29 protein-coding genes are annotated in these 26404 nt (G+C 62.0%); 14 read left to right on the top strand and 15 right to left on the bottom strand.

Annotated features, from left to right (window positions below):
- Window positions 1-15 precede the first annotated feature (15 nt).
- From AC1RMX_RS25645 to AC1RMX_RS25615, 7 genes are all read right to left on the bottom strand, one after another.
- The gene (locus tag AC1RMX_RS25645; protein ID WP_493073429.1) at window positions 16-1380 is read right to left on the bottom strand and encodes a glutamine synthetase family protein; all 1365 of its coding nucleotides are present in this window, start codon (window positions 1378-1380) and stop codon (window positions 16-18) included.
- Between the two features lie 418 nt (window positions 1381-1798).
- Window positions 1799-3145: a chromate efflux transporter gene (gene chrA, locus AC1RMX_RS25640; RefSeq protein WP_493073428.1), complete on the bottom strand. Its 1347-nt coding sequence runs from the start codon at window positions 3143-3145 to the stop codon at window positions 1799-1801.
- A 71-nt stretch (window positions 3146-3216) separates the two neighbouring features.
- Window positions 3217-3678 (bottom strand): molybdopterin synthase catalytic subunit MoaE, encoded by a 462-nt coding sequence (gene moaE / locus AC1RMX_RS25635; RefSeq protein WP_493073426.1) that lies wholly within the window; start codon window positions 3676-3678, stop codon window positions 3217-3219.
- 3 nt (window positions 3679-3681) lie between these two features.
- Window positions 3682-3933, bottom strand: coding sequence for a MoaD/ThiS family protein (locus AC1RMX_RS25630; RefSeq protein ID WP_096820496.1), 252 nt, complete (start codon window positions 3931-3933; stop codon window positions 3682-3684).
- Window positions 3930-4415: a cyclic pyranopterin monophosphate synthase MoaC gene (gene moaC, locus AC1RMX_RS25625; RefSeq protein WP_085698780.1), complete on the bottom strand. Its 486-nt coding sequence runs from the start codon at window positions 4413-4415 to the stop codon at window positions 3930-3932. Before moaC ends, AC1RMX_RS25630 begins: the two co-directional genes overlap by 4 nt.
- Entirely contained in the window at window positions 4412-5254 is an 843-nt protein-coding gene (fdhD, locus tag AC1RMX_RS25620; RefSeq protein WP_493073425.1) for a formate dehydrogenase accessory sulfurtransferase FdhD, read from the bottom strand. The genes moaC and fdhD overlap by 4 nt, the downstream gene beginning before the upstream one ends.
- Before the next feature lie 159 nt (window positions 5255-5413).
- A complete protein-coding gene (locus AC1RMX_RS25615) occupies window positions 5414-6313 on the bottom strand; it encodes a LysR family transcriptional regulator (protein WP_096820498.1) in 900 nt (299 codons plus the stop codon).
- Window positions 6314-6611: 298 nt separating this feature from the next.
- Between AC1RMX_RS25615 and moaB the strand changes: the two genes are divergently transcribed.
- Together moaB and AC1RMX_RS25605 are read left to right on the top strand one after the other, a co-directional pair.
- Entirely contained in the window at window positions 6612-7151 is a 540-nt protein-coding gene (gene moaB, locus AC1RMX_RS25610; RefSeq protein WP_065260324.1) for a molybdenum cofactor biosynthesis protein B, read from the top strand.
- Window positions 7148-8353: a molybdopterin molybdotransferase MoeA gene (locus tag AC1RMX_RS25605; protein ID WP_096820499.1), complete on the top strand. Its 1206-nt coding sequence runs from the start codon at window positions 7148-7150 to the stop codon at window positions 8351-8353. The genes moaB and AC1RMX_RS25605 overlap by 4 nt, the downstream gene beginning before the upstream one ends.
- A gap of 6 nt (window positions 8354-8359) precedes the next feature.
- On the opposite strand, the gene AC1RMX_RS25600 is transcribed toward AC1RMX_RS25605, so the two are convergent.
- A complete protein-coding gene (locus AC1RMX_RS25600) occupies window positions 8360-9157 on the bottom strand; it encodes a MipA/OmpV family protein (protein ID WP_096820500.1) in 798 nt (265 codons plus the stop codon).
- A 194-nt stretch (window positions 9158-9351) separates the two neighbouring features.
- Here AC1RMX_RS25600 and AC1RMX_RS25595 point away from each other — a divergent pair, with 194 nt between their 5' ends.
- The 3 genes from AC1RMX_RS25595 (at window position 9352) to AC1RMX_RS25585 (ending at window position 12551) form a co-directional block, all read left to right on the top strand.
- Window positions 9352-10236 (top strand): LysR substrate-binding domain-containing protein, encoded by an 885-nt coding sequence (locus AC1RMX_RS25595; protein WP_102621920.1) that lies wholly within the window; start codon window positions 9352-9354, stop codon window positions 10234-10236.
- A gap of 99 nt (window positions 10237-10335) precedes the next feature.
- On the top strand, window positions 10336-11451 hold the full coding sequence (gene aguA, locus AC1RMX_RS25590) for an agmatine deiminase (protein WP_493073424.1): 1116 nt from the start codon (window positions 10336-10338) through the stop codon (window positions 11449-11451).
- A gap of 2 nt (window positions 11452-11453) precedes the next feature.
- The gene (locus AC1RMX_RS25585; protein WP_493073422.1) at window positions 11454-12551 is read left to right on the top strand and encodes an extracellular solute-binding protein; all 1098 of its coding nucleotides are present in this window, start codon (window positions 11454-11456) and stop codon (window positions 12549-12551) included.
- Between the two features lie 13 nt (window positions 12552-12564).
- On the opposite strand, the gene AC1RMX_RS25580 is transcribed toward AC1RMX_RS25585, so the two are convergent.
- From AC1RMX_RS25580 to AC1RMX_RS25570, 3 genes are read right to left on the bottom strand one after another with little or no spacing between them, the layout of a single operon-like run.
- Complete coding sequence (locus tag AC1RMX_RS25580; RefSeq protein ID WP_493073421.1) at window positions 12565-13191, bottom strand: DNA-3-methyladenine glycosylase family protein; 627 nt, start codon at window positions 13189-13191, stop codon at window positions 12565-12567.
- 3 nt (window positions 13192-13194) lie between these two features.
- Window positions 13195-13992: an isocitrate lyase/PEP mutase family protein gene (locus AC1RMX_RS25575; RefSeq protein WP_273537212.1), complete on the bottom strand. Its 798-nt coding sequence runs from the start codon at window positions 13990-13992 to the stop codon at window positions 13195-13197.
- Window positions 13993-14015: 23 nt separating this feature from the next.
- On the bottom strand, window positions 14016-15098 hold the full coding sequence (locus AC1RMX_RS25570; RefSeq protein ID WP_493073420.1) for a bifunctional transcriptional activator/DNA repair enzyme AdaA: 1083 nt from the start codon (window positions 15096-15098) through the stop codon (window positions 14016-14018).
- Between the two features lie 109 nt (window positions 15099-15207).
- Between AC1RMX_RS25570 and AC1RMX_RS25565 the strand changes: the two genes are divergently transcribed.
- Entirely contained in the window at window positions 15208-15621 is a 414-nt protein-coding gene (locus tag AC1RMX_RS25565; RefSeq protein WP_493073418.1) for a VOC family protein, read from the top strand.
- Here the strand turns inward: AC1RMX_RS25565 and AC1RMX_RS25560 are convergent.
- Window positions 15618-16238, bottom strand: coding sequence for a LysE family translocator (locus tag AC1RMX_RS25560; protein WP_096820508.1), 621 nt, complete (start codon window positions 16236-16238; stop codon window positions 15618-15620). The two genes, AC1RMX_RS25565 and AC1RMX_RS25560, sit on opposite strands and share 4 nt — an antisense overlap.
- Window positions 16239-16473: 235 nt before the next feature.
- On the opposite strand from AC1RMX_RS25560, the gene AC1RMX_RS25555 reads away from it, so the two are divergent.
- From AC1RMX_RS25555 to AC1RMX_RS25545, 3 genes are all read left to right on the top strand, one after another.
- Window positions 16474-16641, top strand: coding sequence for a hypothetical protein (locus AC1RMX_RS25555; protein WP_493073417.1), 168 nt, complete (start codon window positions 16474-16476; stop codon window positions 16639-16641).
- A gap of 225 nt (window positions 16642-16866) precedes the next feature.
- Window positions 16867-17472 (top strand): biliverdin-producing heme oxygenase, encoded by a 606-nt coding sequence (locus tag AC1RMX_RS25550; protein WP_493073415.1) that lies wholly within the window; start codon window positions 16867-16869, stop codon window positions 17470-17472.
- A complete protein-coding gene (locus AC1RMX_RS25545; protein WP_493073414.1) occupies window positions 17469-19706 on the top strand; it encodes an ATP-binding protein in 2238 nt (745 codons plus the stop codon). The genes AC1RMX_RS25550 and AC1RMX_RS25545 overlap by 4 nt, the downstream gene beginning before the upstream one ends.
- Here the strand turns inward: AC1RMX_RS25545 and AC1RMX_RS25540 are convergent.
- Window positions 19684-20469, bottom strand: coding sequence for a type 1 glutamine amidotransferase domain-containing protein (locus tag AC1RMX_RS25540; RefSeq protein WP_493073413.1), 786 nt, complete (start codon window positions 20467-20469; stop codon window positions 19684-19686). The two genes, AC1RMX_RS25545 and AC1RMX_RS25540, sit on opposite strands and share 23 nt — an antisense overlap.
- 142 nt (window positions 20470-20611) lie before the next feature.
- Here AC1RMX_RS25540 and AC1RMX_RS25535 point away from each other — a divergent pair, with 142 nt between their 5' ends.
- Complete coding sequence (locus AC1RMX_RS25535; RefSeq protein ID WP_096820512.1) at window positions 20612-21199, top strand: LysE family translocator; 588 nt, start codon at window positions 20612-20614, stop codon at window positions 21197-21199.
- 358 nt (window positions 21200-21557) lie between these two features.
- Window positions 21558-21929: a DUF6124 family protein gene (locus tag AC1RMX_RS25530; protein ID WP_493073412.1), complete on the top strand. Its 372-nt coding sequence runs from the start codon at window positions 21558-21560 to the stop codon at window positions 21927-21929.
- A 40-nt stretch (window positions 21930-21969) separates the two neighbouring features.
- On the opposite strand, the gene AC1RMX_RS25525 is transcribed toward AC1RMX_RS25530, so the two are convergent.
- Window positions 21970-22800: a helix-turn-helix transcriptional regulator gene (locus AC1RMX_RS25525; protein ID WP_493073410.1), complete on the bottom strand. Its 831-nt coding sequence runs from the start codon at window positions 22798-22800 to the stop codon at window positions 21970-21972.
- Window positions 22801-22835: 35 nt separating this feature from the next.
- Entirely contained in the window at window positions 22836-23339 is a 504-nt protein-coding gene (locus AC1RMX_RS25520; protein ID WP_273540876.1) for a VOC family protein, read from the bottom strand.
- A 148-nt stretch (window positions 23340-23487) separates the two neighbouring features.
- Here AC1RMX_RS25520 and AC1RMX_RS25515 point away from each other — a divergent pair, with 148 nt between their 5' ends.
- From AC1RMX_RS25515 to AC1RMX_RS25505, 3 genes are all read left to right on the top strand, one after another.
- The gene (locus tag AC1RMX_RS25515) at window positions 23488-24834 is read left to right on the top strand and encodes an FG-GAP repeat protein (protein WP_493073409.1); all 1347 of its coding nucleotides are present in this window, start codon (window positions 23488-23490) and stop codon (window positions 24832-24834) included.
- A gap of 165 nt (window positions 24835-24999) precedes the next feature.
- The gene (locus AC1RMX_RS25510) at window positions 25000-25248 is read left to right on the top strand and encodes a transmembrane sensor/regulator PpyR (RefSeq protein ID WP_102621905.1); all 249 of its coding nucleotides are present in this window, start codon (window positions 25000-25002) and stop codon (window positions 25246-25248) included.
- A 1-nt stretch (window position 25249) separates the two neighbouring features.
- Window positions 25250-26404 (top strand): NnrS family protein, encoded by a 1155-nt coding sequence (locus AC1RMX_RS25505; protein WP_493073408.1) that lies wholly within the window; start codon window positions 25250-25252, stop codon window positions 26402-26404.

The raw sequence follows: 26404 nt of genomic DNA, 5'->3' as shown, positions 1-26404 counted from the left end.
AAGAGGAAGAACGGATCAGGCTTCGGTCAGATACCAGCGCCAGTCCTGCTCACCCACTTCGGCCATGAACTGCCGGTATTCCGCACGCTTCACTGCCAGATACACCCCGAGAAACGCCTGTCCCAGTGCATCACGCGCCCACACCGATTGTTCCAGCGCCGTGAGCGAGGTCAGCCAGTCGGTCGGCAGCAATTCTTTCGCCTGCGCATAGCCATTGCCTTGCACCGGTTCGCCCGGATCGATGTCTTCTTTTATGCCGCGATGAATGCCCGCCAGGATCGCCGCCGCTGCCAGATACGGGTTGGCATCGGCGCCGCAGATGCGGTGTTCGATGTGCCGGGTGTTGGCCGGGCCGCCGGGCACGCGCAGGCTGACGGTGCGGTTGTCGACGCCCCAGGTCGGCGCCAGTGGCGCGTAGCTGTTGGCCTGGAAACGACGGTAGGAGTTGGCGTTGGGGCAGAACAGCAGCAGCGAATCGAGCAAGGAGGCGAGCATCCCGCCAATCGCCGTGCGCAACAGCGGCGTGCCGGCCGGATCTTCGGAGGCAAACAGATTGCGCCCCTCGGCATCGGCGAGGCTGACGTGCATGTGCATGCCGGTTCCGGCCAGGTGATCGAACGGCTTGGCCATGAACGTCGCCTGCATCCCGTGCTTGTGCGCCACGGCTTTGACCAGCCGTTTGTAGCGCACCGCTTGATCCATCGCCTCCAGCGCATCGCCGTGTTCGAGGGTGATTTCCACCTGACCCGGTGCGTATTCCGAGATCGCCGTGCGCGCCGGAATGCCGTGCAGTTTGCAGGCGCTGTAGAGGTCGGCGAGGAATGGTTCGATCTGCTCCAGCTCGCGCAAACCGTAGACCTGCGTGTGCCTCGGTCGACCGCCGTCGGCATCCAGCGCCGGTTGCGGACGACCGTTGTGATCGCGTTTGGCGTCGAGCAGATAGAACTCCAGTTCGCAGGCCATCACCGGGTGGTAACCCTCGGCTTTCAAGCGGTCGATCACGTTGATCAGCAAGTGACGCGGGTCGGCAATGCTCGCCGGCATGCCTTGTTCCGGGTGCATGCTGACCTGCACCGCAGCCGTCGGAATCTGCCGCCACGGCAGGCGTACCAGACTGCCTTCCAGCGGGTAGGCGCGACAGTCGATGTCGCCGACGTCCCACACCAGACCGGAATTTTCCACGTCCTCGCCGTGCACGGTCAGGCCGAGGATGGTGCTCGGCAGCGGGCGACCGCTTTCGTACACGGCGAGCAGTTCTTCGCGGTGCAACAACTTGCCGCGGGGCACGCCGTTGGCGTCGAGGATGAACAGCTCGATCATGTCGATGTCGGGGTTTTGATCGAGAAAATGACGGGCGTCTTCAATGGCTGCGAATTTCATAATCACTCACGATGGCGCCGCACAGGCGCGCAGATTCGGGCCGGACGCAGCTCGGCAATAGGCGCGGGCGTCCTGGCAGGGATATCGAAAAAAGAGGGGGACTGTCGCGGTTTTTAACGGCGCGATCAGACGGACAGGCAGATATCCGGCGGGCGTGCGGAGTGACGCAGCTTGGAACGGCTCAGGGCCATTGGGAGATTGACGATGCGATTCATGCGCGGCCCCTGTGAAGGAGGGCGCACAGTGCAGAGACGTTCAACGATTCTGATTGTTGTAGTGACGTGCTCATGACGCGTGTTTCCGTTGGCGGAAAACGTCGGCGGCGGGAGTGTCCCGCCATGCCGGTGTGGCTGGATAGTAAGGGGGAACTCCCGGATAAGTAAACGCCTGATTCCGGAGGGCATGACAAGCCCCGGGTTCAGCGCAACAGGTGAAACCCCAGCCCGACGAGGGCGCAAACGATCAACACCTCGATCACCCCGCGCTTGAACACAAACAGCGCGAGGGTTGCCGCCGCCGCGAGCAACAGAGAAAAGACGTCAGGTTGCCCGGCAAAACCCTGGGGCCAAAACACGTGATAGGCAAAGAAACACGCCAGATTGAGGATCACCCCGACCACGGCGGCGGTGATCGCAGTCAGCGGTGCGGTGAACTTCAGTTCGTTGTGGGTCGACTCCACCAGCGGTCCGCCGGCGAAGATGAACAGGAACGAAGGCAGAAAGGTGAACCAGGTCACCAGCGTCGCGGCCAGCGCACCGGCGGCAAACGCATGCTCCGGGCCGAACGTCGGTTGCACGTAAGCCCCTACGAACCCGACAAACGCCACCACCATGATCAGCGGCCCCGGCGTGGTCTCGCCCAGGGCCAGGCCGTCGATCATCTGCGTCGGCGTCAGCCAGCCGTAATGCCCGACCGCGCCTTGATACACATAGGGCAGCACCGCGTAAGCGCCGCCGAAGGTCAGCAGCGCCGCTTTGGTGAAAAACCAGCCCATCTGCGTGAAGGTGCCGTTCCAGCCGAACAGCGCCGTCAGCAGCGCCATCGGCAGACACCACAGCAACGCGCCGACCAGCGCCAGACGCAGCAGCCTCGGCAGGCTGAACCGTGCATGTTCGGGCGTTGGCGTGTCGTCATCGATCAGTGCCGGGCCGAAGGATTTTTCGCTGCCACGATGACCGCCGTGGTTGAACCGCTGCGGCGCCCAGCGTCCGCCGAAATACCCGATCAATGCCGCGCCGAGCACGATCAGTGGGAACGGTACGTTGAAGGCGAAAATCGCCACGAACGCTGCTCCGGCAATCGCCCACAGCCAGCTGTTCTTCAAGGCCCGCGAACCGATGCGATGGGCCGCGTGCAACACAATCGCGGTCACCGCCGGTTTGATCCCGTAAAACACCCCGGCCACCACCGGCACGTCGCCAAGCGCAATATAAATCCAGGAAAGGGCAATCAGGATCAGCAGCGACGGCAACACAAACAGCGCCCCGGCCAGCACGCCGCCGCCCGTGCGGTGCAGCAGCCAGCCGATGTAGGTCGCCAGTTGCTGGGCCTCCGGGCCGGGCAGCAACATGCAGTAGTTGAGTGCATGCAGGAAGCGTCGCTCGGAAATCCAGCGCCGGCGTTCCACCAGTTCCTGATGCATGATCGCGATCTGCCCGGCGGGGCCGCCGAAACCGATGCAGCCGAGCTTGAGCCAGAAGGGCCAGGCCTGGCGCAGGCTGACGGCTTGCGGGCGGGGCAAATCCTCGGGGGGCGTTGTGCTCAAGTGCGGCTCCACGTTCGAATCGTCGGGAACCGCTATCTAATCAGGCTTTTGTTGCATCCGACAGTGCCCCGTCAGGCATGCGCCAGACTCCAGCGAAACGCCGCATTCTGATCACTTTCCCGCGCCTCAACCCAATGCGAGCCCTCATGCGTGGTCTCACGCTTCCAGAACGGGGCGCGGGTCTTGAGCACGTCCATGATGAACGCGCAGGCCTCGAATGCCGCATGCCGATGTTTGCTGCTGACGCCGACAAACACGATTGGCTCGCTCACCGACAGCGCGCCGACCCGATGCACGATCTCCACCGCCAGCAGCGGCCAGCGCTCGCGGGCCTGTTCGGCTATCTGTTCCAAAGCCTTCTCGGTCATGCCCGGATAGTGTTCGAGGAACAGTTCGTTAACCGTTTGGCCGACATTCAGATCACGCACGTAACCGATGAAATTCACCACTGCGCCCACCCGTGGATTGCGTGCATGCAAATCCGCAATCAACTGACCGGCATCGAAGTTTTTGCGCTGGACTCGAACGCCCATGGCTCAACCTCCCGTGACCGGTGGGAAAAACGCGATCTCGTCGAAATCCTCGATCGCCTGATCCGGCTGGCAAAGCTCCTGATTCACCGCACACATCAGGTTGCCGGCGCCGAGCACTTCGCGCCATAAGTCGCCACGCTGCATCAGCATCTGCCGCACGTCCTCTACGCTGGCGAGGGCGCTGCTGGCCGGAATCTTTTCACCGCCCAGATTGAGCCGGTCACGGTAGCTGGCGAAGTAGTTGATCAGAATCATTGTGGGTTCTCCCATTGAAAATGGCCGGAGCGGCCGCCCTGTTTGCTCAGCAGACGGATGTCGCCGATGACCATCGCCCGGTCCACCGCTTTGCACATGTCGTAGATCGTCAGCGCGGCGACGCTGGCGGCGGTCAGGGCTTCGAGTTCGACGCCGGTCTGGCCGGTGAGGCGGCAGGTGCTGGTGATCTGTACGCGGTCCGGTTCGCAGGCCTTGAGTTCGACGTGGATCGAGCTGAGCAGCAGCGCATGACACAGCGGAATCAACTCGTGGGTGCGCTTGGCCGCCTGAATCCCGGCGATCCGCGCCACGGCGAACACGTCGCCCTTGGGGTGGCCGTTGGACTGAATCATTTGCAGGGTTTCAGGACGCATCTGCACCCAGGCCTGGGCAGTGGCTTCGCGGCGCGTCGCGGCCTTGTCGCTGACGTCGACCATGTTGGCGCGGCCCTGATCGTCGAGGTGGGTGAGGGTGTCGCTCATGGGGTTTGCTCCTGGATCGGGCTGTAGATTCGGGGGGCGTTGCGGTGCGGGACGTGGATCAGGTTCAAGCGGTGCTTGAGCGCCCAGCGCACGGTCAGCGCGGTGGGGGCGGACAGGCTGACGAGGGTGCCAAGACGGGCGCGCACCGCTTTGTGAATCAATTCAAGACTGCAACGGCTGGTGACCACGACGAAGCCCTGACGCGCATCGAGGTTTTCGAATTGCAGGGCGCCGATCAACTTGTCGAGGGCGTTGTGGCGGCCGATGTCTTCGCGGCACAGCAGCGCTTCGCCGTCGGTGTCGAAGTACAGCGCCGCGTGCAGGGCGCCGCTGCTGCGGGCCAGTTGCTGGGCTTGTTCGATGCGTTGGCGGATGCCCTCGAAATGCGCGGCCGGTGGCAACGGTGTCGGCGTCAGGATCTCCAGTTGCGGCAGCGCTTGCTCCAGGGCTTCTACGCCGCAGAGGCCACAACCGCTGGTGCCCGCCATCTGCCGGCGATGATCTTTCAGGGCCCAGAACGCACGGCTGGAAATCTGCACGTCGGCCTGGCAGGCCTGGTCAAAGTGAGTCAGACGGATGTCGTGGATATCGTCGAGGCTGTCGACGATGGCGTTGCTCAGACTGAAGCCGCGAATGAAGTCCTCGATGTTGCCCGGCGAGACCATCATCACCGCCTGATTCAAGCCGTTGTAGCTGATGGCCAATGCGATCTCCGCCGCCAGCGCCGCGTGGGACACAGGCGCATCGTCGAGGTATTCGCGGTAAGCCACTGGCGAAGGTTGTGGCGCGGGGGCGTTGGCGTCGCCCGGTTCGATGGTTTGTTCAACTTGGCACAGCATCTTGAAAGTCCCCGAAGCGCTGAAGTGAGTTCAGGCTACGGGGCAGCGAAAAGTGCGTCCAATCGCTTGTTCCGATGCAGTGATTGGATTGGTCGATCACCGCTGGCGAAGTTGAAAGCGTTGCACCGAAGTGCAACGTTTCAGGCTACTTGAGGGGGGTTAAACGGCAGGCGCCTCGATCCCGAACATCTTGCGCGCCTCGGCAAAACACTTCTCGGCAATTGCCGAGCGCGGTTCGGTCTTGCGCATCACCAGCCCCAGCGGCGCGAGTACGCTGGCATCCGGCAGGTTGATGAAGGCCAGGTGTTCGATCGGCTCTTGCAGACCACTGTCCAGCGGCATGATCGAGCAGCAGAAACCCTGGTGAATCGCCTGCAACAGTTGATAGGTCGAGTCGCTTTCCATGATCGGCTGCGGGTTGAGGCCGCGACTGCGGAAACTCAGGTCGATGGATTTGCGGTAATGCATGCCGGTGGTGATCATCCCCAGCGGCAGTTCGGCGGCGTCTTCCCAGCTCATTTCCGGGCCTTCGAAATGGAAGTGGCGGGTGTCGTAGAGCAGGCCGACGCGGGTTTCGCCGATCTCGAAGAAATCGAAGTAGTTCGGGTTGACGTGATCCAGATAACACACGCCCAGGTCCAGCTGATTGTTGCCCAGGCCTTCGATGATTTCGTTGGAACTCAGCGACGACAGGCTGTATTTCAGTTCCGGATAGATCGCGGACAAACCCTGAATGTAATTGACCGGATTGAAGTTGCTCAGCGGCACCAGCCCCAGGCGCAGGCTGCCGACCAGTTGCCCCCGGCAGGCAGCGGCTTCGGCGAACAACCCGTCGTGGGCGGCCAGCAGCGTGCGGGCCCAGGCCAGTACGCGTTCGCCGGCCTGGGTGAAACCTTCGAAGCGCTGGCCGCGATTGACCAGTACCAGATCCAGCTCGTCTTCCAGATTACGCAGGCGCATCGACAGGGTCGGCTGGGTGATGTGGCAACGCGCGGCGGCCTGGCCGAAGTGACGGGTTTCGTCCAGCGCGATCAGGAACTTGAGTTGTTTGATGTCCACGATGGCACCTGCTCGATTGAGAATTTTGATTGAGTATTGACGCAGATGCGTACGGCGCACGGAAAGCGCAGGGGGTGACGATCCCATTGATCGCGTTTTACGTCCAATCGGAAGCGTTGAAGAGGCTATCGAGGGTTTCGATGACGGCCGGTTTCATTGGCGCGAACGGTAGTCGACGTTCGTGGAAAAATGACCGATAGAGCGGGTCGATAATGCGGTTGGTTAGAGTGATTAGACAGTCTTCATAAGTGGCACTTAGGCTCTGGCCCAATTGAATTGGCGAATGCCGGAGAGTGCCATGAGTGTTAAAGCGGATGCCCTGTTTGTTCCCTTGAATATTGCCGTGCTGACGGTCAGCGATACCCGCGATTACGCCAGCGATACTTCCGGCCAGTTGTTGGTCAGCCGTCTGCTGGAGGCTGGCCACACGTTGAGCGAACGCAACCTGCTCAAGGACGACCTGTACAAGATCCGGGCCCAGGTCGCGCACTGGATTGCCGACGACAACATCCAGGTGGTCCTGATCACTGGCGGCACCGGTTTCACCGGGCGCGACAGCACCCCGGAAGCGGTAGCCTGCCTGCTGGACAAGCAGATCGACGGTTTCGGCGAACTGTTCCGCGCCATCTCGATTCTCGACATCGGCACCTCGACCGTACAAAGCCGCGCGCTGGCGGGCCTGTCCAACGGCACGCTGGTGTGCTGCCTGCCGGGCTCCACCGGCGCATGCCGCACGGCGTGGGAAGGCATCCTCGCCGAGCAACTGGATAACCGTCACCGCCCATGCAACTTCGTCCCGCACCTCAAGCCGGTGCAAGCCTGCGGGCCACGGGGATGAGCAAGGCTGCATTGATGCCGGTCGAGGACGCCCTCGACCAACTGTTGGCGATGGCCAATGAACAACGCCTGCCGGACAGCGAATCAGTGCCGCTCAATGAGGCACGCGGGCGAGTATTGGCCAGCGATCTGGTCGCCACCCTCGATCTGCCGCCGTGGCCGAACAGTGCCATGGACGGTTACGCCTTGAACCTCGCCGATCTGCACCGTCAGCCGTTGAATGTTTCGCAACGGGTCTACGCCGGGTTGGCGCCGGACGCCTTGCTGCCCGGTACCTGCGCGCGGATCTTCACCGGCGCACCGCTGCCTCCCGGCGCCAATTGCGTGGAGATGCAGGAAAACGTCGAAGTGCTGGAGGACGGCCGGGTGCGGTTTCTGCAACCGCTGAAGGTCGGCCAGAACATCCGTGCCCAGGGCCAGGAGAACCGCGTTGGCGATACTTTGCTGCGCGCCGGCAAACGCCTTGGCCCGTTCGAACTGGCGGTGGCTGCGGGGCAGGGCATGACCCATTTGCCGCTGGTGCGCCGACCGCGTGTGGCGTTGCTCTCTACCGGTGATGAACTGGTGGAACCGGGGCAACCGCTGCGTCCCGGCAGCATCTACAACAGCAATCGCACCTTGCTCGATCACTGGTTACGCGAACTGGGTTGCGAGGTGATCGACGCGGGTATCCTGCCGGATCGTCCGGCGCAGACCCGACTCAAGCTTGAGCAATTGCAGGTGGCCGCTGACCTGATTCTGACCACGGGCGGCGTGTCTGCCGGCGATGCCGATTGCCTCGGCCAGGTGCTGCGCGACAACGGCAAGCCGCTGTTGTGGAAGCTCGCGATCAAGCCCGGCAAACCATTGACGGTTGGCCATTTCGGCACGGTGCCGGTGATCGGTCTGCCAGGCAATCCGACCTCGGCGCTGGTGACGTTCGGCCTGTTGGCGCGCCCGTACCTGCTGCGCATTCAAGGCGTGGAAGAGGTGATGCCGCTGAGTTTCACCGTCAATGCCGGGTTCGACTGGCCGAAACCCGGCAGTCGCCGCGAGTACCTGCGGGTGCGCCTGGAGGGCGGGCAGGCGGCGCTCTATCCGAACCAGAGTTCCGGGGTTCTGCTCGGCGCTACCTGGGCTGACGGGCTGGTGGAAATCCCGGAGAACAGCACCTTGCGAATGGGTGATCCACTGCGTTTCATTCCGTTCAGCGAGCTGTTCTGAGCGCGATCAAAAGGTGTAGGCCACTTGCCCGGCGAGGGAGGTCTGCAGCCGACGTTCGACAATCGGGCTGTCGGCCGCCTCGTGGTTCAGGTATTGCACCGCCAGCACTGTCGAGACGCTCCATTGTTTGTCCAGAGGCAATGACCACGTCAGGTCCGCGCCGCGACTGATCAACCCGGCGCGGGCCTTGTACGCCCGGAACTGGCTGCGCGAGGCCTGCGCATCGCTGACGCCGTACCAGGTACGCATGTAGTTGCTGTCGCCAAACTGGCTGTTCAGACCGCCGACCACTTTGCCGAAACGCCCTTCGTAGAACGGCGCGCTGATGCTCAGCTTGAGGCGGTTCCAGGCCGAACCGGTGTCGTGGTCATCGTCATCCTTTTCCAGCGCATGCTCGAAGCTCGCGCCGAGGATGATCGGGCCCATGTGATAGGTCCCGTCGAGCCCGATCACCGGGCGCGACTTGATCGAGCCCATGCCGTTGAGCTCGTCCGAGCCTTTGAATCCGGTCTTGCGATCCTTGCGCACGTCGCTGGCACCGACGTAGACGCTGAGCCCGAAATCCTCTTCATCGAAACCCCAGCCCAGGCCTCGGCTAGTGTCGAGGAACACGCCGTAGGGGCTGACGATTTCGACACCCACCAATGGCGCCACCACCCGCTCATCGCTGCCGCTGTAGCGCGGCGCACTGGCAGCCCCGGCGCGCAGCGTGGTGTGCCAGTCTTCGGCACGCAGCGAGTCGCCGGGCAGCAGCAGGCAAAGGGAGGTCAGGGACAGCGAGAACGTACGCAACGAAACCGGCATGGGGCACCCGAGGGAAATGTGGATGCGCCATGCTAGGCGGGGGCTGGCCGGCAATCTTTGGCAGCTTTGTCGGGAAACTGTCAAAGACTGTGAAGGCGGCTACCGGCTCAATCCCGGCCGAACGATAACGCGGTACAACTGGACGCCCGCGAAAAGCCCGGTCAGCATGTCCGCAAAAAAAGGGACCCAAACCCATGCGCCGACTACCTTCCCTGGCCGCCCTGAGAACCTTCGAATGCGCCGCCCGCCACGCGCATTTCGGCCGGGCCGCAGCCGAGCTGTGCGTCACCGACAGCGCCGTCAGCCATCAGATTCGCCAGCTCGAAGAACAACTGGGCGTGTCGCTGTTCATTCGCGAGGGCCGGCAGATTCGCCCGACCATCGCCGCCGGGCGCCTGATGCAGAGCCTGCAACAAGCCTTCGAACTGATCGGCGATGCCTGCGACGAGTTGCGCGATCCGTCCTCGCTCGCTGTGCTGCGCCTGGCGGTCACGGCGGAGCTGGCGCAGAAGTGGCTGATGAATCGTCTCACCGATTTCTACGCGCGTTATCCGCACATCACTTTGCATCTCTACGAACAACCGATCGACGCCACCGCACCCGGCGAAGACATTGACCTGGCGATCACTTACGGCACCGGCCCGGTGGACAGCAGCGCGTATTTCGTCCGTCCGTTGCCGGCGTTGCAGTTCTTCCCGGTGTGCAGCCCCGGCCTGTTCAACCAGGGCAACCTGAAAACCCCGAAGGACCTGGCCCGGCATTGCCTGTTGCACGACGATCAGGACGGCAAGACCTGGACCGCGTGGCTGACCAGCCATGCCGGCGATTTGCGCCCGGAGCGCCAGTTGTATTTCGCCCATGCCGGGCTGGCGCTGGAAGCGGCGGCGCAAGGGCAGGGCGTGGCGATGGGCGACAACCTCACTGCGCAGGAGGATTTGCAGAGCGGGCGTCTGGTGCGACCGTTCACCTCCAGCATGACCGCGCTGGGCCAATACGCGCTGGTCTGCGAGCGGGTGCGGCTGGAGCGTCCGGCGGTGGCGCAGATGCTGGAATGGTTCAACGATCAACTGGCGGATTGATGAGTTGAATTCAACTGTTCCGAAATAATCATCGTTGGCGAGCCGACCGCTCGCGACCGTAGCCTGAGGTCATTCCCATCCCGATGACGAGGTTTGACCATGGCACGTTTGCTCGACACCACCCCGAAACAGGACGGCTTCCGTCTGCCCGGCGAATTCGAAGCCAAGTCCGGTTGCTGGCTCGGCTGGCCGGAGCGCACCGACGTCTGGCGCAACGGTGCCAAGCCTGCACAGAAAGTCTGGGTGCAGATCGTCACCGCGATCTCTCACAGCGAACCGGTGACGGTCTGCGCCTCGGCGGCGCAGTTCGCCACCGCCCGCCGCCAGTTGCCACCGCAAGTGCGGGTGGTGGAGATGACTTGCAACGACACCTGGTTTCGCGACAGCGGCCCGTGCTTTGTGGTCAATGATCAGAGCGGTGAAGTGCGTGGCGTCGATTTTGAATTCAACGCCTACGGCGGCCTCGATGGCGGCCTCTACTACCCGTGGGACAAGGACGATCAGATCGCCAGCAAGATCCTCGAAATCGAACGTTTCGACCGTTATCGCGCGCCATTGATTGCCGAACTCGGCGGCATTCAGAGCGACGGCCAGGGCAGTATCCTCACCACCGAGCAATGCCTGCTCAACCGCAATCGCAACCAGCACCTGGGCAAGGATGAAGTGACCCGGCGGCTGACTGACTACCTTGGCGCCGAGCAAGTGATCTGGCTGCCGCGCGGTTGCAAATTCGACGAAACCGACGGCCATGTCGACGACCTCGCGTGCTTCGTGCGCCCCGGCGAAGTGGTGCTGCAATGGACCGACAACCGTGACGATCCGCAATGGGAAATCTATCAGGAGGCCTACGACATCCTGCGCAGCACCCGCGACAGCCGTGGTCGCGAGCTGATCGTGCACAAGCTTCCGCAACCGGACGTGCTGGAGTGTACCGCCGAAGAAGCCGAAGGCCTCGATCAGCAGGACAGCACCCACACCCGTCAGGCCGGCACCAAGATCTGTGCGTCGTACATCAACTACTACGCCGGCAACAGCTCGATCGTGGTGCCGTTGTTCGGTGATCGCAACGATCAGGTGGCGCTGGCGACCCTCGCCGAACTGTTCCCGCAGCACAAGATCGTCGGCATCGAAAACTCCCGGGAAATCCTGCTCGGTGGCGGCAACGTCGCGTGCATCACCATGCCGCAATACGCCGGCCAGAAAAAAGGAGCCTGACCATGGGCCTGCACAAACTGAGTAAAGCGTTATTGCTGGTGCTTGCACCCCTGTGTGTGCAGGCTGCCGAGACGGCGAAACCGGTGGTCAATCTGTATATCTGGGGCGAGTACCTGGCCCCGGACACCCTGAAGAATTTCGAGGCAAAAACCGGCATTCAGGTGGTCGCCGATCACTTCGATTCACTGGAAACCGTCGAAACCAAACTGCTCACCGGCCGCAGCGGCTACGACCTGGTGCTGACCGCCGGCCAGCACCTGTCGAGAGCCATCGAGAGCGGCGCGATCCAGACTTTGAACAAGCAGCAGCTCCCGCACTTTGCCGGGGTTGGGGACGAATTCCGTCAGCACATGGCGGTGTTCGATCCGGGCAACCGCTACGCCGGGATCTACGCCTGGGGCACTACTGGCGTCGGCTATCAGGAAGAAGCCGTGAAGCAGCGCTTGCCGGAGGCGCCACGGGACAGTTGGGCGATGCTGTTCGATCCGGCGGTGGTGTCGAAATTCGCCGATTGCGGGGTGAGCCTGCTCAACGATCCGAACGAAGTGTTCGCGGCGGTCATGAAGTACATGGGCCTGGACATCAACCGCCAGAGCCTCGATGACCTGAAACTCGCCGAGCAGCAACTGGCGAAGATCCGCCCGTACATCCGCTATTTCGACAACGACCTGAACATCAGCGACCTGGCCAACGGCAACACCTGCGTGGCGATGTCGTGGAACGGCAACGTTGCGATTGCGGCGGGGCAGGCCGAAGCGGCGCACAAACCATTCAAGTTGAATTACCGGATTCCGAAGGAGGGCACGCTGATCTGGTTCGACGCCATGGTCATTCCCAAGGATGCACCGCATCCCGAGGCCGGACTGGCATTGATGGATTACTTGATGACGCCTGAGGTGATCGCGCCGATCACTGACACCATTCACTACGCCAACGCGATTACGGCGGCGGACGGGTTGATCGATCCGGCGATTCGAAATGATCCGGGGACGTATCCGCCTGAGGCGGTGAGGGCTTCGTTGTATAGCAAGAATGATAATGGGAAGGTGTTTAATCGGGCTTTGATTCGGGCGTTCAGTCGGTTGAAATCGGGCCTTTGAAAGCCGCCCTCACTTACGGTGAGGGCGCTTTTGGCACCCGCCACAAATACCACGCCGCCACCGTGCGAAATGGACGCCACCCCAACCCGATCTCAATCATCTGCTTGCGCGTAGGCTGCACCTCCAGCCCCTTCAACCGCCGATACCCCTCGCGCACACCAAAGTCATCCGCTGGCAAAATATCCGGCCGCTCCAGGCTATAAATCAGCAACATCTCCACTGTCCAGCGGCCAACCCCGCGCAGGCTGATCAAGCGTTCAATCAGCGCCTCATCCTCCATCGCCAGCGCCGTGGCGTAATCCGGCACCACGCCGTCCAGGGTCGCCTGGGCAATCCCCTGAATCGTCGCAATCTTGCCCGCCGAAAACCCGCAACCGCGCAACCGATCGAAGTCTGTCGCCAGAATCTGCTCCGGACGCGGAAACGTCTGCCCGGGAAACAACCCCACCAACCGCCCGACAATCGCATCGCCAGCCTTGGCATGCAGTTGCTGATAGGCAATCGCCCGCACCAGCGATTCATAGGGATCGCGTGCCGGATGCGGTTGATGCAGGCAAGGGCCGACCGCAGCGATGTGGCGCTGCCAGTCGGCGTCGAGGCTGGCCAGAAACTCGCTGGCCGGTTGGTAGGGATCGGGCATGGCTTACTTCAGCAGACCGTTGACTTCGCCATAGGTGAAGGCCTTGAGGTCATGGGTATCGAGCTTGCCGCTGGCGAGGAAGCTTTTCACCAGTGAGCCCATGGCGCCGTACATGAACTCGGCGATCCCGGAACCCGCGCTCAAGCGGCGCACGCCGAGGGTGACCAACTCTTCGGGGGAGGGCAGGCAAGCGAAGCCGAGAACGTTGACCGGCAACGTCGTGCCTTTGCAGATGGCTTCGATTTCATAGGCGGAAGTCACGCCGGCGGCGAACAAACCATCGGCCCCGGCTGCCTGGTACAGCGCCGCGCGGTGCAGGGTTTCGGCGACGCGATCCTCGGCTGGCACCAGACTTTTGAGGTAAACATCGGTGCGGGCATTGATAAACAGCTTCACATCGCGCTTGTCGGCGACTTGTCGTGCCACTTCGATCTTGCGCGCCAGCAGTTCCGGCGTGCCGTTGCCGTCTTCGATATTGATCCCGACCGCACCCGCTGCGACAACCGCATCGATCACTTCGGCGACCCGGTCGAGGTCATCGGAATAACCGGCCTCGATGTCCACACTCAACGGCACCTTGATGACACGGGCAATCGACTCCACGGTGCTGATCAAACGCTCCAACGGCAAGGTGTTGCCATCCGGATAACCGTGGGCCCAGGCCACCGCGGCGCTGCTGGTGGCGACGGCTTTGCCGCCGAGTTGTTCGACCAGTCGCGCGCCCGTGGCGTCGGCAACGTTGGTCAGGATCAGCAGGCCATCGTGGTGCAACTGGTGAAACTGTGTGTCGAGCGCGTTCATCGAGATCCCTTCTTGTCGGTTGTTCAGAAAGCCAGCGGTTGCGTCAGTTGCACGGCAGCGTTTTCCAGCCTGAGCAAAAACGCCTTGCGCGGTTGCCCACCACCATAGCCGGTCAGCGAGCCGTCCGCACCGATCACCCGATGGCACGGCACCACGATCGACAGCCGATTGTGCCCGTTGGCGAGCCCCACCGCGCGACTGGCGCCGGGGTTGCCCAGCCGTGCCGCGATGCTGCCGTAAGTGCTGGTGTGGCCATAGGGGATTTGCCGCAGTTCGCTCCAGACCTGGCGGGCAAACTCACTGCCCGGCAGGTGTAACGGCACGCTGAACTCGCTCAGCTTGCCGGCGAAGTACAGCGCCAGCTCGTTTTCGATCTGTTGCAAATGCGCGTTGTGTCCCGGCGCGACCACGTAGCCGTAGCGGTTTTGCAATTCTTCGACTTCGCGGGTCAGCGCCGGGCGGTCGAGAAACTCCAGCAGCACCAACCCGCGTCGTTCGGCCATGGCGATCATCGGCCCCAGCGGCGTGGTCAGGCGGGTGAACAATAGCGGTTCGCTGGCCGCTGCGCGTCCCGGCGTGATGTGGAACGATTTCTGAAACGCATCGCGAAAACCGCTGAGGGATTCATAACCGGAGTCGAACGCCGCGTGGTCGATGGACGTGCCTTGCTTGATCCCGCCCAACGCCACTCCGAGCCGGCGGGTGCGCAGCCACGCATGAAAGGTCATGCCAAAATGCTGCTTGAACCAGCGCCGCAGCTTCAGCGGTTCAATGCCCTCGGCGAGTAATTGCGCATCGCTCCAGCGTAGCTCCGGATCGGCGTCGACGGCTTTCAACAGCCGTTGCACCCAGTCCGGGGCGATGGCTGCAGCGTCCAGCGGTTTGCAACGCAGACAGGCGCGGTAGCCGGCGGACAGGCAGTCGTCAGCGTGGGCGAAGAACTCGACATTTTCCGGTTTCGGCTTGCGCGCCGTGCAGGTTGGGCGGCAAAAGATCCCGGTGGTTTTCACGGCCGTGAAGAACACGCCTTCATAGGCAGTGTCGCTTGCGAGCATGGCGCGAACCATTTCGGCGTGAGGGGGCAGGGCAGCGGTCTGTATGTTCATGGGCCGAGGATAAAACCAGTTATTCGATGGCTCCACCGAAAAATCGACAGTGAATTTTCGGGCCGCTGCACTACAGTGATCGGGTCGCTACAACTCGGGAAATGAAGGTATGCCACCGTTCACGATTCACCACATCGATCACATCGTGCTGCGCGTTGCGGATCTGCAACGCAGCATTGATTTCTACGACCGGGTCTTCGGTGCCGAAGTGGTCAAGCGCAACGAAAAATTCGGTCTGGTGCACCTGCGTGCCGGTACGTCGATGATCGACCTGGTCGACCTCGACGGGGAAATCGGCCGCAAAGGCGGCGCCGCTGCCGGCAACGAACGGCGCAATGTCGATCACTTTTGCCTGCGCATCGAGCCGTTCGATGAAGAGGCGCTGGTCAGCCACCTGCAATCCTGCGGCCTGACCGTCGACAAGGCCGCCACCCGTTTCGGCGCCGAGGGCAACGGCTTGTCGCTGTATTGCTTCGATCCGGACGGCAATCAGGTCGAGCTCAAAGGCCCGTCCGAAGCTTAGGCGCGTTTGGCCATCAGCAACACCGAAGCCGCTGCCGACAACAGCCCCGCGCAGCAACGGTTGAAGATCCGTTTGCCGCGCGGCTCGGCGAACCAGCGGCGCATGTGCAGGCCCATATACGCGTAGGCGCTGATGGCGATCCATTCCAGCAGCAGGAACAGCGCGCCCAGCAGCATGAATTGCGGGGTGATGGCGCGGGCCGGGTCGACGAATTGCGGCAGGAATGCGGTGAAGATGAGAATTGCCTTGGGATTTCCTGCGGCTACTAAAAACTCCTGACGTGCCAGGGCCAGAAGTCCGCTCGCCGGCGCCTTAACGGCGTCTTCAGCGGCAGGATTGGCCCGCCACAGCTGCCACGCCAGATACAGCAGATACCCCGCGCCGACAATCTTGATCCCATAGAACAACAACTCAGACGTTTGCAGCACCACCGCCAGCCCCGCCGCCGCGAGGGCGATCATCCCGGCGAACGCCAGCAGCCGACCGACACCCGCCACACAGGCGCGACGATAGCCGTAACGGGTGGCGTTGCTGACCGATAGCAGGTTGTTCGGGCCGGGTGCCATGTTCAAGGCAAAGCAGGCGGGCAGAAACAGGGCGAGGGTGGCGAGATCCATGGCGCGAGCTCCGGTGACGGGAGCGTTATTTTTATCACGATGCCGCGTACCTGCGCCCGGTACAGTCACGCAGTAGTGTCACGGTACAGGCGTTGGTGCACGCGAGAGACAAATGACTGTTTTTCTATCGGGGGCGAACGTTATCTTTACGTCGAGTCGATTCTTCGACCCGGCGATATCAAGGGTACCCAGGCATGACCTGTGAACTCAGGAGCATCAATTCAGGATGAAGTCAGTGGAAAAGTTTTTTGTTGTTGTGCTTGCAATCGGTCTGGGTGTCGCGGTCGGAGCAGTGGCCGAGCACTGGGAAATCTACCGATACCTCAAGTTCGTGCTGATCGGGCTCGCGGTCAGTGTGCCCATGCAAATCTTCAGGATGAGGCAAGGTAAAGCGGCCGGTTAAGCAATCGGACGTTTGCCCGTCAGTGATGGCAGCTTGTAGACCGCGTGACACTTGTCAACGCGGTCGAACTTTCTGCCGCCCCGCCAACTCTGAATTCGTCACAGGGTGATGGAATCGGCAGAAAAACCCATCAACCGGTCAGAAAACGCCTTGGCCGTGTAAGCTTTCGCGCCATGCTTTTCCATCCCCCCATGGCCCCAGGCGGCCCACTGTACGAGCGACTACATGCAAGCAAAGGCCCGCGAGGTTCATGTACCACCGGTGTTGCAGGATCTGCGCGCCGGCACGGCCGAACTGCACATTGCTCTGGAAAAACGCCTTCCTTTCTTCTCCGACACCCTTGATCTGCAGGCTTTCGAGCGACTGATGCGCGCCTATTACGGTTTCTATCAGCCACTGGAAAGCGCATTGCAGAACAGCGGTGCAATCCCTGCCGATTTCGATCTGATTTCACGCCTCAAGGCGCCGACCCTGCAACGCGACCTGCAAGCGTTGGGCGCAAACGACGAGGACTTTTCGATCTGCCGCCAGTTGCCCGCCATTGACTCCGCCGCCGCGTGTCTGGGCGTGCTGTATGTGTTGGAAGGCGCGACCCTCGGCGGGCAGATCCTGCGCCGGGAAATCGCTTCGCGGCTGAGCCTGGGTGCGGACAACGGCGCAGCGTTTCTGGACATCTACGGCGCAGCCACCGGTCGGCGCTGGCGCGACTTCATCGAATACCTGGGCAGTCGCTCGATGGACGCCGTCGAGCGTGAAGCCGTTGTGACGGCCGCCCACACCACATTCAGCTGTTTCGAGCGCTGGCTCGAAAGCCAGGAGGTTCTGGTATGACCCCGCAAGACAAAGAAGCCTTTGAAGAGTTGCTGGCCAATTGCGCCGACGAGCCGATCCGCTTTCCCGGCGCGATCCAGCCTCACGGGTTGCTGCTGACCCTGAGCGAGCCGGACCTTTCGATCATCCAGATCAGCGCCAACGTCGAGACTTTGCTGGCGCGCCCGGCGCAAAAACTGATCGGCCAGCCACTGCAAAGCCTGATCGGCGATGCCCACGCCGCGCAGGTTCGCGAAGCCTTGCAGCAGCCGACCCTGTCCGACGCGTCGCCGCTGCACTTTCGCCTTAATGGCACGGCGTTCGAAGGCTTGCTGCACCGGCATCAGGATGTGCTGATTCTGGAGCTGGAAATCCACGTCGAAAACTTCCAGCCGCGCAACGTCGCCGGCACCGAAACCCACCTGGGGCGGATGCTCGCGCGTCTGCAAAAGGCCCAGAGCCTGCAGGCGCTGTACGACATCAGCGTCAAGGAAATCCAGGCCATGACCGGTTACGACCGGGTGCTGATCTATCGCTTCGAGGAGGAGGGCCACGGCCAGGTCATCGCCGAAGCGTCCGATCCGTCGATGGAAGTCTTCAACGGATTATTCTTTCCCGCGTCCGACATCCCCGAGCAGGCCCGCGAGCTGTACCGCACCAACTGGCTGCGGATCATTCCCAATGCCGACTACCAACCGGTGCCGCTGCTGCCCAAGTTGCGCCCGGACACCCAGACCCCGCTGGACCTGAGCTTCGCCACACTGCGCAGCGTGTCGCCGATCCACTGCCAGTACATGAAGAACATGGGCGTGCTGTCCTCGATGAGCATTTCCCTGCTCAAGGGCGACCGGCTCTGGGGCCTGATCAGTTGCGGCAACCGTCAGCCGCTGCACGTACCCCATGAGTTGCGCACGGCATGCCAGACCATCGGCCAGGTGCTGTCGCTACAGATCAGCGCGATGGAAGCGCTGGAAGTCAGCCGTCAGCGCGAAGAAAAGGTCGATGCGCTGGCGTTGCTCAATCAAGCGATGATCGATTCGCCGCAGAACGTCTTCGATGGCCTGGCCAACCAGCCACAAGTCCTGATGGCGCTGGCCAATGCCGGCGGTATTGCGATCATCGAAGACAAGCAATTGCACCGTTACGGCAACTGCCCGGAGCCGGAAGCGATTCGTGCGCTGCACAAGTGGCTGCAGGAGCGCGGCGAGCCGGTGTTTGCCAGTCATCACCTGGCCAGCGTCTATCCGCCGGCCGCGCACTATCAGCAGGTCGCCAGCGGTGTGCTCGCCATGAGCCTGCCCAAACCGGTGGACAACGGCGTGCTGTGGTTCCGCCCGGAAGTCAAAGAGAACATCAACTGGAGCGGTGACCCGCGCAAGCCGCTGGACCTGGAAAACTCCGACGCGGGCCTGCGTCTGCGACCGCGTACTTCGTTCGAAATCTGGAAGGTCGAGATGGCCGGAATTTCCACCAAGTGGAGCCACGGCGATCTGTTCGCTGCCAACGACCTGCGTCGCTCGGCGCTGGAAAATGATCTGGCCCGTCAGGTGCGCCGCGAGCAGGAAGCGGTGCGCGCCCGTGATGAGCTTGTCGCTGTGGTTTCCCACGATCTGCGCAACCCGATGACCGTCATTTCGATGCTGTGCGGCATGATGCAGAAGGCTTTCAGCTCAGACGGGCCGCACACCTCGCGACGCATCTCGACGGCTATCGACACCATGCAACAAGCCGCCGGGCGTATGAACACGCTGCTGGAGGACTTGCTCGATACCTCGAAAATCGACGCCGGGCGCTACACCATCGCGCCGCAGAAACTCGACGTCGCGCAGATGTTCGAAGAAGCCCAATCACTGCTCGCGCCACTGGCGCTGGACAAGGACATCAGCATCTCGTTCGAGGCCGATCCCGATCTGAGCATCCATGCCGATCCTGAGCGACTGTTTCAGGTGCTGTCGAATCTGGTCGGCAATGCGATCAAGTTCACCCCGCGTCTGGGCACGGTCGATGTGTATGCCAAATCGGTCGGTGACGACATCGTCTTCACGGTGCGCGACAGCGGCGAAGGCATCCCCAAGGATCACTTGCCGCACGTGTTCGACCGCTACTGGACGGTGAAGGAAGGCAATCCGAACGGCACCGGGCTGGGCCTGTACATCACACAAGGCATCGTCGAGGCCCATGGCGGGCGGATTGTTGCCGAGAGCGAGCCGGGACAGGGCAGCGAATTCCGCTTCACCGTGCCACGTCTGGACTGAGTACCGGCTCGCGTCGGGTGGCCTGCAACAGGGCCACCCATTCGGCGGCGAATCGATGGCAATCGCCGGGCCAGCGCGCCGTCAGCAATTGGCCGTCGCGCACCACAAATCCCGCGTGGGGTGACTGCGCGCAGTCTCGCTTGGCGATGAGTGGGCCGCGTATGAAATCGGCCTTGCTGGCCAGTGCGGTTTTCACTTCTGCCTCGACCGTCTGTTTGTAGGTGCGGTAATAGCGCCCCAGCCAGGCTGCGGTCATCAGCCACGCCGGCAACTCCATGGTTGCGGCGAGCAGCGCCGTCACCTTGCGCCCGAACAACACCGAACGCCCGGTTTCCGGATCGAGCGTCCGGGCCAGCAACAACACGCCATGACACACCGCTGCCACGGGTTTTTCAGCCTTGAAAAATTGCAGGGCGATCTGCCGGGCCTGCGTGGACTCCAACAGCGTGCGCATCCCTTTGGCATGACCGCCGGGAATCAATAAACCGTCGAACCGGGTCGTGTCGACATCGGCATACGCCAGCGGCTGGCGAAACGCTTCGGATTCGATCATCTGCGTGTAACTGTCGAGGTCGGCCTTGCGCGTCATCAGCATCGAACTCAACAGACCGAACCCGATGTCCACCAGCCGCGGGTCGGCGTGGGCGGGCAAGCCTTGCGGGGTGGCAAAACGCACCTCGATGCCCGCGTTGCGCAATGCCTGCCAGGGCACGCTGCTTTCGGTGGGGTCGTAATCGGCGGCGGGCAGCAGAATCAGAATCATCGAGGGCAGACTTCCAGTCGAGAGTGGTCGCAGAGCTACAGCGTAGTGGGTCTACGGATACGGGGGTAATTTCGTTCAATACCGCCGGGTGGTGTGCTGGCTACTGTGAGCGCCTTGTTCCTCGATTTGAAGCAGGTGTGCGATGAGTCTGATTGTGTCGATGGCGGCGTTTGCCCTGGTCGCGTCCATTACCCCGGGGCCGGTGAATATCGTGGCGTTGAGTTCGGGTGCGCAGTTCGGCTTTCGCGCCAGTCAGCGGCATGTGGCGGGGGCGACGCTGGGGTTTGTGTTGTTGCTGGTGTTGATGGGACTGGGATTGCATGAAGTGCTTACGCTGTGGCCGTCGCTGACCCGCGTGGTGCAACTGGCCGGGGTGGCGTTTCTGTTGTTCATGGCCTGGAAACTGGCCACCGATAACGGTCAGTTGAATACGGGAGAATCGGGCAGGGCGCCGTCGATGCTCTACGGCGCGGTGATGCAATGGCTCAATCCCAAGGCGTGGCTGGCCTGCGTGGCGGGGATGGGCGCGTTTGTCGCTGATGGCGAGGCGCGGCTGGTGTGGCAGTTTGCAGCGGTGTATCTGGTGATCTGTTATCTGTCGGTGGGTTGCTGGGTGTATGCCGGGACGTTTCTGCGCGGCTATCTGGGCAACCCGGCGGGGATGCGTTTGTTCAATCGGGTGATGGCGCTGTTGTTGGCAGTGAGTGCGGGGTATCTGTTGCTGCCGTAAGCGTGGCAGGCGCTGGGTTTAAAGGTGTTTAAGGATGCGTCCGGCAAGCCACAACACCTTGCGCCATTGCCTACGCATCCGCCAGAATCCGCCGGCTTGTGGGCCTTGGGGCCGGGTTTTATCGTGTGTCGGTCGCTGACGAATCAGCGACCGGGTTTCGCAGCCCGGATAAATCAAGGCGCCCAGGGCGTCGTTTCCGTTCAGCTTTTTTTGGCTGATCGCGTAATGGCGGTTGTGCGCGGGATACCTTCGGGTATGCCGGGTTCCTTGATTCCCGGTCTGCGAACCCGCGTACAGCTGTCACCTCCTTTCGTTTCGCAGCGAACCGTGGCAGCTCCATCAATCAGGGAGTTTTACCATGATCAAACCAACGCCAAACCCACCCGAAACCGATCCGACCTCACCCTACGAAACCCTCGACTCCAAGAAATTCCACGAAGCCGCCGACCGCGCCCTCGACCACTACCTCAATCCGTTCCACCCCAGAAAACCGCTGCTCAAACCCAACACCCGCTACCTCATCGCCCCCGGCATCCCGAATGAAGAGCTGCTCGCCGACGCCTGCGAAACCCTGACCTCGGCCAAAACCATGGCCAGCGATTTCGCCGGGATGCTCGACGCGCCGCAGCGGCATGTGCTGTTGGGGATTGCGCAGTTGATCATGCTGGGGGAACTGGCGGTGAATCGGGTGCTGGATAATCTGGAGGTGACGGCTGAGCCCCGTGTCTGAGTGCTGAAACCGAAACGGCCCATTGCGGGCCGTTTTGTTGTTATCCCCGATACTGCCCCGGCGTCGCCGCCAGATGCTGCTTGAACGCTCGCTGAAAATGCGCCTGATCGGCAAACCCCGCCTCCAGTGCCACATCCGCAATCAACTGCCCGCGACGCAAACACTCGCGAGCGAACTGGATGCGCTGGTTAACCAAAAACGCATGGGGCGTCATGCCGAAGTGTTGTTTGAAAGCGCGGATCAGGTAGGACGGTGACAGTTCGGCGGCGGCGCAGATGTCGTCGAGGCAGAGCAGGTCGGTGCAGTGTTGGCGGATGAAGTCGGCGGCGCGTTCGAGTTTGAAGTTCGGTTCGCGAAGCGGTGGTTCGATGGGGTTCAGGCGCAGTTGCAGGTCGCTGAAGAACTCCACCGCTGCGCTTTGTTTGCGCAGCACGTCTTGCTGATCGTCGACCAATATCGCGTACAACGCATTCAAGTCGCGAAACAGGCGGGCATCATTCAAGTGGGTATCGGAAAACCGCCGAAACTCCAGTTCCGCACTGAACCCCAACTGATGCTGCAGATCTGTCAGCCACGGCGTTTCCACATACAACATCAAATACGACCACGGCTGATCGTCGATCGGGTTGCACGCGTGGACGTCCCTCGGGTTCATCAGCACCACGGTGCCGGCCGCCACTTCGAGCGATGATTGCTCATGCACGTAAGTGCTGCGCCCGGCGGTGATCGCGCCGATGGAAAAATGCGCGTGGGAGTGCCGTGAGTAGCAGACCTCACGCCCGTCGGCGATGGCCCGGGCCTCGATGAAGGGCAGGGCGTCGTCGCGCCAGAAGCGCGGGGCTTGTTCGGGGTTCTTGGCGGCGGCTTTCATTTTTGGGGTTCTCGGCAGGCCAGTGCCCGAGTGTATTAGCTCTGGCCGGCGAAGGCTCGCTCCAGTTCGGCAATGTCGAGTTTTTTCATCCCGAACATGGCCTGCATCGCCCGTTGGGCCTTGGTCTGGTCGGCGTCGGTCATCATGTGCATGAAGGCCACCGGCACGATCTGCCACGACACGCCGAACTTGTCCTTGAGCCAGCCGCACTGTTGGGCTTCCACTGGGCCGCCGGCAGACAGGTTGCCCCAGAAGTGGTCGACCTCTTCCTGGGTCTGGCAATTGACTTGAAACGACACCGCTTCATTGAATTTGAACACCGGCCCGCCATTGAGCCCGGTGAAGCTGTGGCCGTCGAGTTCGAAACTGACGGTCATCACCGACCCTTCCGGGCGGCCGTGGAATTCCTGGCCGACCTTGCTGTAGTGGGTGAGGGCGGTGATTTTCGAGTGATCGAAGATCGAGCAGTAGAACTTGGCCGCCGCCTCGGCCTGATCGTCGAACCACAGGCAGGGCGTCAGCTTCTGAAAGCGTTGCATGGCAGTCATCCTCGGCAGGTTAGACACGCTGGATTAATAGCGTAGTCAGTCCGGGGCAGGGCGTAGACGCCATAGATCGGCAAGTGCGCCCAAAAACGATTGTCGTTAGACTTGCCGCCCCGATTTTGCCGCAAGGACGCTCTGCATCATGGTTGCCTCTCGTACATGGTTATTTTTCTGCCTGCTTGCCGCCGCGTCGGCCAGTGCCGAACCGTTGAGCTGTCAGCTCTCGGATCCGGCAAACAGGTACAGCGTCGATGTGACCATCGAGCATCCACCGACGCAGAACTTCGAGCCAGTGGCGGCGCAAGTCATCCTGCGCGACAAGTCCAATGGCGAAGTGTTGCAACGAATCGACACGGCCGATGCCGTCGACCTGGTTCCGCTCAACGATTCAGCCAAGGCCTTGCGATGCGACGAGCAACGTCTGGTGGTGTTTGGCGACTTCAATTTCGATGGACACCAGGATCTGGCGATCCGCAACGGTAACGACGGTGGCTACGGCGCGGCGTCCTACGACGTCTATCTGTTTGATCCCTCGAGCCCGGTGCTGGTGCCGAACAAGGCATTGTCGGCGCTGACTCGCGAACCGTATCTGGGATTGTTCGAAGTCGATTCCGCCGCTCGCCGGCTGGTCACTCACGCGAAAAGCGGTTGCTGCTGGCGCCAGAGCCGTACCTGGCAGGTGCAGAACAATTCGCCGGTCAAGGTGACCGAAACCATCGAGGTGGCACAGCGGCCGTCCGAAGGCAGCCCGCTGATGCCGGCGGGTTACACCGACGTCACGCAGCGGGAATTGAAGGACGGCAAATGGCTGGAGCAGCGTCGCCTTGAAGGGCCAGTAGGTGAAGCACCCGTGATGCTGCGGGGCAAGCTTGACGGCAAGATCGGATTCGAGCTGTGGTGGCAGATGCTGGGTGGCGTCTACATTGGCGAGGTTCGTTACACGAAAACGGGCAATGGCCAACCGATCCGGCTGGTGGGCGAGACCTACGATGACGGAGCCGTGTTGCTGCATGAGCTGGATGCCCAGGGCCGTGTCACCGGCGACTGGTACGTGGCAGGTGAGCCTGATGAGCACGGCTTTCAGGGCGGAACATGGCACGACGGCGACAAGTCTCTGATCTTCGAAGCGCGACCGACGGCGTTCCGGGTTGCACCGCAAAAGTTTCAGACGCCCACAGGCGAACAGCGTGAAGGACGTTACGTGATGATGGCGTCGGATGAGCGATCGGCGTGGCTGACGATCAAAATCGTGCCGGCCACCGAGAAGGGTGCGGGTGAGCAGGCGTTGATCCAGATGGCCGTGACGCAACCGGGCAAACCACCCCGTCAGGAGAACCGGCAGTGGCCGTTGCAGGCGGGCAATCTGGTGATCGGTCAGGACCAGATCGCCGAGCCGCTCTATCGTTTGCGCCTGCTCGACGGAGCGGTGCAAGTGGAGGGTGCCGGTGAGTTCTCTGATTTCAGAGGGGCTTACGCAAAGCAGCCCTGAAGGCGATTGGTGTCTTTATGACAAATATTGAAGTCAATATGACTCTTTTTGGTCCGAGTCATATTGACTTCGTATGGCTTATCTAGCTGATTTTTAACGATAAAAAATCTGGCACAAGAGTTGATACATCAATCGTACAAACTGATCCGCTCAGGAGTACGAAAGATGTTCACTGTCTTCGAGAATCCGCTGAACGTTCTGCAGCTGTCGAGCAAAGTGCTCGTTGCCGGTCTGGTCATGTTGCTGGCCGGAATCTACGGCGCTTATCTGTATCAGGGCCACATGCCGATTGCGCTGCTGGTGGCGATGCACGCCATGACCATCGTCGGCCCGACGCTGATCAAGATCGGCTATGTGATGCGCCTGCTGTCGCAGTATCGGTTGGGCCGGTCCCCAGCCCTGGCGGTGGCCTGAGATGCGCAGACTCGCGGCGGCGCCAGTGTTCAGCCTGGGCTTTCGGCCGCTGTTTCTGGCCGGGGCCGGATTCGCCGCTCTGGCGGTGCTGATCTGGGGTCTGTGGCTTTACGGCCATTGGTTCGATCTGCAACCGGCGGGCGGCATGCTCGCCTGGCATCGGCATGAGATGCCGTTCGGTTTCGCGGCCGCAATCGTTGCCGGGTTTCTGCTGACGGCGGTGCCCAACTGGACCGGTATTCCCGGCGTGCGCGGCGGGGCGTTGATCGCTTTGGTGTCGGTCTGGCTGCTCGGGCGCGTGTCGTGGTGGCTGCCGTTGCCGACAGGGCTGATCCTTGCGCTGCAATGGGGGTTTCTGCCGCTGCTGGCGGTGATGCTGGCGCGGGATCTGACCGCCGCGCGCAAACGCGACAACTACCCGATTGTGCTGGTGCTCGCGCTGATGGCGGGTTGTCAGGCACTGACCTTGATTGGCCTGTTCAACGATGACACCGGTTTGCAGCGCCAAGGCGTGCTGGGCGCGTTGTGGCTGATTGCGGCGCTGATGACTGTGATCGGCGGACGGGTGATTCCGTTCTTCATCCAGCGAGGCCTGAACCGTCCGCCGGCGCCGGCCGCCCATCCGTTGCCCACGCGGTTGCTGTTGATTGGCAGTCTGCTGACGGCGATCACGTTTGCGGCGGGTCTTAACGATGTGCCCCGGCCGTGGCTGGCAGCACTGTTTGCGCTCACCGGCAGTTTGCAAATACTGCGGCTGATCCGCTGGCATGATCGCGGGATCTGGCGCGTGCCGCTGCTCTGGTCGTTGTACCTGGCTTACGGCTGGATGGCATTGGCGATCTGGGCCATGGCGGCTTGGCATCTGGGACTGCTCGGCCAGCAAAGCCTGGCGACCCATGCACTGGCGGTCGGCGGCGTGGGCGGGTTGATTCTGGCGATGATTGCGCGGGTCAGCCTCGGTCACACCGGCCGGTTGTTGCAACCGCCGAAAGCCGTGGTGCTGGGGTTGGCATTGGTGTTGATCGCGGCGGGTTGCCGGGTGTTGCTGGTGCCGTTTTCCAGCCTCGGCCTCGGTTTGTCTGTGGCGCTCTGGTGCGCGGGGTTCGCGCTGTTTTTACGGCATTACACCGGGATCCTGCTCAAGCCGAGGCTGTAG

Source organism: Pseudomonas sp. GW822-FHT03F04 (assembly GCF_058801405.1).
Note: the sequence above shows the minus strand (reverse complement) of the source record. Positions and strands in the feature narration are given on the sequence as shown.

Bases quoted from the DNA above. Each gene is read 5' to 3' on its own strand.
- AC1RMX_RS25645 (WP_493073429.1), bottom strand. From the start codon at position 1,380: ATGAAATTCGCAGCCATTGAAGACGCCCGTCATTTTCTCGATCAAAAC.
- moaE (WP_493073426.1), bottom strand. From the start codon at position 3,678: ATGGGCGTTCGAGTCCAGCGCAAAAACTTCGATGCCGGTCAGTTGATT.
- AC1RMX_RS25630 (WP_096820496.1), bottom strand. From the start codon at position 3,933: ATGATTCTGATCAACTACTTCGCCAGCTACCGTGACCGGCTCAATCTG.
- moaC (WP_085698780.1), bottom strand. From the start codon at position 4,415: ATGAGCGACACCCTCACCCACCTCGACGATCAGGGCCGCGCCAACATG.
- fdhD (WP_493073425.1), bottom strand. From the start codon at position 5,254: ATGCTGTGCCAAGTTGAACAAACCATCGAACCGGGCGACGCCAACGCC.
- moaB (WP_065260324.1), top strand. From the start codon at position 6,612: ATGAGTGTTAAAGCGGATGCCCTGTTTGTTCCCTTGAATATTGCCGTG.
- AC1RMX_RS25605 (WP_096820499.1), top strand. From the start codon at position 7,148: ATGAGCAAGGCTGCATTGATGCCGGTCGAGGACGCCCTCGACCAACTG.
- AC1RMX_RS25600 (WP_096820500.1), bottom strand. From the start codon at position 9,157: ATGCCGGTTTCGTTGCGTACGTTCTCGCTGTCCCTGACCTCCCTTTGC.
- AC1RMX_RS25595 (WP_102621920.1), top strand. From the start codon at position 9,352: ATGCGCCGACTACCTTCCCTGGCCGCCCTGAGAACCTTCGAATGCGCC.
- aguA (WP_493073424.1), top strand. From the start codon at position 10,336: ATGGCACGTTTGCTCGACACCACCCCGAAACAGGACGGCTTCCGTCTG.
- AC1RMX_RS25585 (WP_493073422.1), top strand. From the start codon at position 11,454: ATGGGCCTGCACAAACTGAGTAAAGCGTTATTGCTGGTGCTTGCACCC.
- AC1RMX_RS25580 (WP_493073421.1), bottom strand. From the start codon at position 13,191: ATGCCCGATCCCTACCAACCGGCCAGCGAGTTTCTGGCCAGCCTCGAC.
- AC1RMX_RS25575 (WP_273537212.1), bottom strand. From the start codon at position 13,992: ATGAACGCGCTCGACACACAGTTTCACCAGTTGCACCACGATGGCCTG.
- AC1RMX_RS25570 (WP_493073420.1), bottom strand. From the start codon at position 15,098: ATGAACATACAGACCGCTGCCCTGCCCCCTCACGCCGAAATGGTTCGC.
- AC1RMX_RS25565 (WP_493073418.1), top strand. From the start codon at position 15,208: ATGCCACCGTTCACGATTCACCACATCGATCACATCGTGCTGCGCGTT.
- AC1RMX_RS25560 (WP_096820508.1), bottom strand. From the start codon at position 16,238: ATGGATCTCGCCACCCTCGCCCTGTTTCTGCCCGCCTGCTTTGCCTTG.
- AC1RMX_RS25550 (WP_493073415.1), top strand. From the start codon at position 16,867: ATGCAAGCAAAGGCCCGCGAGGTTCATGTACCACCGGTGTTGCAGGAT.
- AC1RMX_RS25545 (WP_493073414.1), top strand. From the start codon at position 17,469: ATGACCCCGCAAGACAAAGAAGCCTTTGAAGAGTTGCTGGCCAATTGC.
- AC1RMX_RS25540 (WP_493073413.1), bottom strand. From the start codon at position 20,469: ATGATTCTGATTCTGCTGCCCGCCGCCGATTACGACCCCACCGAAAGC.
- AC1RMX_RS25535 (WP_096820512.1), top strand. From the start codon at position 20,612: ATGAGTCTGATTGTGTCGATGGCGGCGTTTGCCCTGGTCGCGTCCATT.
- AC1RMX_RS25530 (WP_493073412.1), top strand. From the start codon at position 21,558: ATGATCAAACCAACGCCAAACCCACCCGAAACCGATCCGACCTCACCC.
- AC1RMX_RS25525 (WP_493073410.1), bottom strand. From the start codon at position 22,800: ATGAAAGCCGCCGCCAAGAACCCCGAACAAGCCCCGCGCTTCTGGCGC.
- AC1RMX_RS25520 (WP_273540876.1), bottom strand. From the start codon at position 23,339: ATGCAACGCTTTCAGAAGCTGACGCCCTGCCTGTGGTTCGACGATCAG.
- AC1RMX_RS25515 (WP_493073409.1), top strand. From the start codon at position 23,488: ATGGTTGCCTCTCGTACATGGTTATTTTTCTGCCTGCTTGCCGCCGCG.
- AC1RMX_RS25510 (WP_102621905.1), top strand. From the start codon at position 25,000: ATGTTCACTGTCTTCGAGAATCCGCTGAACGTTCTGCAGCTGTCGAGC.
- AC1RMX_RS25505 (WP_493073408.1), top strand. From the start codon at position 25,250: ATGCGCAGACTCGCGGCGGCGCCAGTGTTCAGCCTGGGCTTTCGGCCG.